Here is a 4872-nt window from a genome sequence, read left to right on the forward strand (position 1 = left end):
GCTCCTCCAAAGACTCCAGCTCCGAGGCACGGTTGTGACTTCGTAAACAGCCCAACCTTCCGGCAGATCCAGCGCGGTCGGACGCAGCCATCACGCCGCAGCTTGATATCCGCCGGGCGGTTCCGGATGCCAGCATCGGCACCGGGGCACACCTCCAAACCGCGCCCTACAGACGCCAGCGTCCACTTGTACCGCGACAAGGGGACCCCCTGGAGCAGGCGCCCCCAGCCGCCACCCCCTCCGACCTGCACCTCATCTCGCCCCAACGTTCAACCTCTGGATGACGTGTACACCGAGACAGGGAGCCCCCGCAGACATGGGGTCGGTGAAAGCCGTGAAGGGGTCGAGTGGGAGCACGACCCCCTGACGAGTATTCGGACAAGGGGGCGAACAGTGCGACCCCTTGCCTCGTACACCAGACCATCCAGCGGCGATGCTCCCTGGGAGCGACCGGATCGGGTGACCGTCCGTCCACCCTCGGTTGACGTTGCTCCCAGACTCCCGCTCCCAGGGAGCACCGGGAGCCGCTCCCCGCTCCCAGAATTGCTCCCAAAAACGAAGTAGGGGCCATCCGAAGATGGCCCCTACCTGCGACGTTTCCGTCGGGACGACAGGATTTGAACCTGCGACCCCTTGACCCCCAGTCAAGTGCGCTACCAAGCTGCGCCACGTCCCGGTGCGCGTGTCCCGCGGTGTTCTGCGTGATCGCGCAGACAGAACTTTACCGCACGTTCGGGAGTGGTCCGCGCCCCCTGTCGGGGGTGCCGCGAGGGACAATCGGCTTATGAGTACTGCACCGCGACCCGATGACCGTGGCCGTGACCGTGATGCCGACGGGCGGGCCCGTAACGCGCGGCCTCGTGACGGGCTCGGGCGGCCGTTGCCGTACGGGACCGAGGGTGTGGAGCGGCAGCCCGAAGGGGTTACGCGTACGCCCGATGAGACGGTCGCCCAGGCGCAGGCCCTGCTCGACGCGGGGCGGCCCTTTCATGCGCACGAGGTCTTCGAGGACGCCTGGAAGTCGGGGCCCGAGGAAGAGCGTGGCCTGTGGAAAGGGCTCGCCCAGCTGGCCGTTGGGCTGACCCACTCCGCCCGCGGCAACCTCACGGGCGGGGCCCGGCTGCTGCTCAGGGGGGCGAGCGCCATCGGCGACGGGACGTGGGGCGAGCGGCCGTACGGGATTGATGTGAACGGACTTGTGGAGTGGGCGCGGCAGTTGGCGGCGTTCCTGGAAGAGGACGGCCCGACGGTGGACGCCGCCCAGCACGCCCCCCGGCTGCGGGGAGCCACGCGGCAGTAGCGGCGCTGCGTCTGGGGCCGGGTCTGCATCTGGGGCTGAGGCTGCGTCTGGGGCTGCGTCTGCGTCTGCGTCTGCCAGGACGCGGGCGCGCGGCCGCCCGCGAGCGCCGCCGCTACCCTCATCGCGCCCGTGCGGCACACTTTTCGGTGTGCGAGAGATTCATGTCATCGGGATCGGCGCCGGCGATCCCGACCAGTTGACCCTGCAAGCCGTCAAGGCTCTGAAGAGCACCGACGTGTTCTTCATCCTCGACAAGGGCGAGGAGAAGGACGATCTCGTACGGCTGCGGCGGTACCTCCTCGGCGAGCACTGCACCGAAGGCACCTACCGCGTCGTCGAGGCGCCGGACCCCGCGCGGGACCGGAAGGCGAGCGGCGCGGACTACTCCCCCGCCGTCGGGGACTGGCGCAGCCGTCGTGCGGAGATCTATGAGCGGCTGATCGCCGACGAGCTGGGCGAGGACGAGAGCGGTGCCTTTCTCGTGTGGGGTGATCCCTCGCTGTACGACGGCACCATCGGGGTTCTGGAGGAGGCGCTCGGCCGGGGTGCGGTGGTCTTTGCGTACGACGTCGTGCCCGGTATCAGCAGTGTGTCCTCGCTCGCCGCTAGGCACCGCACCGGGTTGAGCCGCGTCGGGCGTCCCGTGCAGATCACCACCGGGCGTCGCCTCGCCGACGCCGGGTTCCCCGAAGGGGTCGATGATGTCGTGGTCATGCTCGATGCCCGGCAGGCCTTCCGGCATTACCCGGGCGGGGATGAGGGTGGGGGTGGCATTTACATCTACTGGGGGGCCTATGTCGGGACCGACGACGAGATCCTTGTCTCCGGGCCGCTCGACGAAGCCGCTCCCCGCATCGAAGCCCTCCGGGCCGAGGCACGTGAGCGCAAGGGGTGGATCATGGATACCTATCTTCTGCGCCGCCACCCGGAGTAAGCACACGTCCCTCTCCCTTTCACCGGACCGGACCGGCCCCGCATGCACAGGCGCACGCCCGGTGTGAGGGTGAGCCTGTGACCACCACCGCCGAGCCTGCCGCCGAGGCCCCAGCTCAGGGGCCGCCCGTCCTCGACAAGCGCCGCCGGAACATCGTCTTCGTGACGATCATGCTGGGGATGCTGCTCGCCGCGCTCGACCAGACCATCGTGGGCACCGCGCTGCCCACGATCGTGGCGGATCTGGGCGGCGCCGAGCACATGTCGTGGGTCGTGACGTCGTATCTGCTCGCGGAGACCGTCGCCACGGTGCTCGTCGGAAAGTTCGGTGATCTCTTCGGGCGGAAGATCGTCTTTCAGGTTTCGGCGATCGTCTTCATCACCGGCTCGTTCCTGTGCGGTCTGTCGACGAACATGACGCTGCTCATCGCCTGGCGCGCCTTGCAGGGCATCGGCGCGGGCGGGCTCATGGTGACCTCGATGGCGTTGATCGCCGATGTGATCCCGTTGCGCGAGCGCGGGAAGTACCAAGGTGCGATCGGGGCCGTTTTCGGAGTGTCGACCGTCATCGGGCCGTTGCTCGGCGGGCTCTTCACGGACCATCTGACCTGGCGCTGGGCCTTCTACGTCAATGTTCCCATCGCGATCGTCGTGGTGATCGCCGCGGCGCGGAACATCCCCGTCGTGAAGTCGGCGGTGCGGCCCGTCATCGACTATCTGGGCATCGCGTTCGTCGCGATCGGCGCCAGCGCGCTCATTCTGGCGACGAGTTGGGGCGGCAACCAGTACGCGTGGGGGTCGGGCACCATCATCGCGCTGTTCGTCGGCGGTGCGATCGCGCTCGCGCTGTTCTGCGTGGTCGAGACGCGGGCCGCCGAACCGATGCTGCCGATGCGCCTGTTCGCCAACCCCGTCTTCACGGTCTGCTCGATCCTCAGCTTCATCGTCGGTTTCGCCATGCTGGGCGCGATGACGTTCCTGCCGACCTATCTGCAGTACGTGGACGGGGACTCGGCCACCATCTCGGGCGTGCGGACGCTGCCCATGGTGATCGGGCTGCTCATCGCCTCCATCTTCAGCGGCAATGTGGTGAGCAAGACCGGGAAGTACCGGATCTTTCCCATCGTGGGTGCGCTGGTCATGGCGCTCGGGCTCTATCTGCTCTCCCTCATGGGCAGCGAGACCAGTACCTGGCTCGAATCGCTGTACATGTTCGTCCTCGGTACCGGTATCGGGCTCTGCATGCAGGTCCTGACGATCGCCGTGCAGAACACCGTCGAGTACGCGGACCTGGGCACGGCGACCTCCGGAGTCACCTTCTTCCGTACGCTCGGCAGTTCCTTCGGCACCGCCGTGTTCGGGACCATCTATGCCAACACCCTGAAGCCGAACCTCGCGGACGGGGTCGCCGAGGCCGCCAGGGCCGGGAACGTGGATCCGGCGGTGGCGGCCAAGGCCGCGCAGAGTCCGCAAGGGCTGCACGGCCTTCCCCCTGAAGCCGCGGCGCCCGTCATCGAGGCGTACGCCGACACGCTGCACACCGTGTTCCTGTGGACGGTGCCCGTGGCGCTGCTCGGGTTCGTGGTGGCTCTCTTCCTCAAGCAGGTGCGGCTGCGGGACAGTGCGCGGATGAGTTCGTCCGACATGGGCGAGGGCTTCGCGTCCCCGTCGTCGGGCGGCAGTCCGGACCGGGTGCTCGAACTGGCGGTCGGGAACATCATCCGCAGTACCGGTATGGACACCGCGCGCCGTGTCATCCGCGATTCCGACACCCGGCTCGACATCGCCGGGGCGTGGGCCGTCATGCAGGTCTCGCTCTTCGACCGGATGGTCGGTCATGCCAGTTTGGGGCTGATCGCGGCGCGGCGTCAGCTGCCGTCCGAAGTCCTGGTGCCGGTCTTCGACCGCATGGTCGAGGAGGGCTTCCTCACCCGCTCCGGCCTGCTCTTCTCGCACACTCCGGCAGGTGAACGAGAGGCCGACGTGATCGGCAAGGCGTGGGCGAAGTGGCTGGGCGAGCAGGTGGAGAAGGACAGCGGCCGGCCCGCGGACGAGGATCTCGTCAAGGCCGTCGACGCGATCGCCAAGCGGCTCCTCGTCGAGGATCTGGAGCACGGCCTTTCACCCGAGGCCAGGCAGCCGGCCTCGCTGAGCAAGGCGTAGGCCGACCGCGTCCCGCCCTCGGCGCAGCAACAGGTCCCGCCCTCAGCGCAGCAGCAGCTGGAGTCCGCCGAGGATCGTCGCGCCGATCACCAGCTGCTCGAAGAGACGCTGGTTGATGCGGTGCACGGCGGCCTTGCCGATGAGGGCGCCCGGCACGACGAAGAGCACGAGCGCCGCGTCGAGCAGCAGCGAGTGCCGGTCGATCAGGCCGAGGCCCACGCTGAACGGCACCTTGGACGTGTTGACGATGAGGAAGAACCACGCCGACGTCCCCAGGAAGCTCAGCTTCCGGAAGCCCGCGGACAGCAGGTACATCGACATGACCGGGCCGCCCGCGTTGGCGACCATCGTGGTGAAACCGCCGAGCACACCGTACGAGGGGGCCTTCAGGCGGGCGCCGCGCGAGGGCCGTGAGGGCCCCGGGGGCCCTGGGGGCGCGGCCTCTCCCGCCGCGGATTCCACCGGGGCCTCCGTCG

4 protein-coding genes and 1 tRNA gene are annotated in these 4872 nt (G+C 68.4%); 3 read left to right on the forward strand and 2 right to left on the reverse strand.

From position 1 onward, the window contains the following. Positions 1 to 602: 602 nt before the first annotated feature. Positions 603 to 676, reverse strand: a tRNA-Pro gene (locus tag ACQKIP_RS39670). A gap of 108 nt (positions 677 to 784) precedes the next feature. Between ACQKIP_RS39670 and ACQKIP_RS39675 the strand changes: the two genes are divergently transcribed. The 3 genes from ACQKIP_RS39675 to ACQKIP_RS39685 all read left to right on the forward strand — a co-directional run bounded on the left by ACQKIP_RS39675 (position 785) and on the right by ACQKIP_RS39685 (position 4396). Continuing rightward, entirely contained in the window at positions 785 to 1300 is a 516-nt protein-coding gene (locus ACQKIP_RS39675) for a DUF309 domain-containing protein (RefSeq protein ID WP_365854975.1), read from the forward strand. Positions 1301 to 1448: 148 nt separating this feature from the next. Continuing rightward, on the forward strand, positions 1449 to 2234 hold the full coding sequence (gene cobF, locus ACQKIP_RS39680) for a precorrin-6A synthase (deacetylating) (protein ID WP_365854977.1): 786 nt from the start codon (positions 1449 to 1451) through the stop codon (positions 2232 to 2234). A 77-nt stretch (positions 2235 to 2311) separates the two neighbouring features. After that, positions 2312 to 4396 (forward strand): MDR family MFS transporter, encoded by a 2085-nt coding sequence (locus ACQKIP_RS39685; protein WP_365854979.1) that lies wholly within the window; start codon positions 2312 to 2314, stop codon positions 4394 to 4396. Between the two features lie 42 nt (positions 4397 to 4438). On the opposite strand, the gene ACQKIP_RS39690 is transcribed toward ACQKIP_RS39685, so the two are convergent. Beyond that, the coding region (locus tag ACQKIP_RS39690; RefSeq protein ID WP_427745275.1) for a TSUP family transporter at positions 4439 to 4872 on the reverse strand (434 nt) is incomplete at its 5' end.

The organism is Streptomyces sp. NPDC059900, from assembly GCF_050270335.1.
GTDB lineage: Bacteria > Actinomycetota > Actinomycetes > Streptomycetales > Streptomycetaceae > Streptomyces.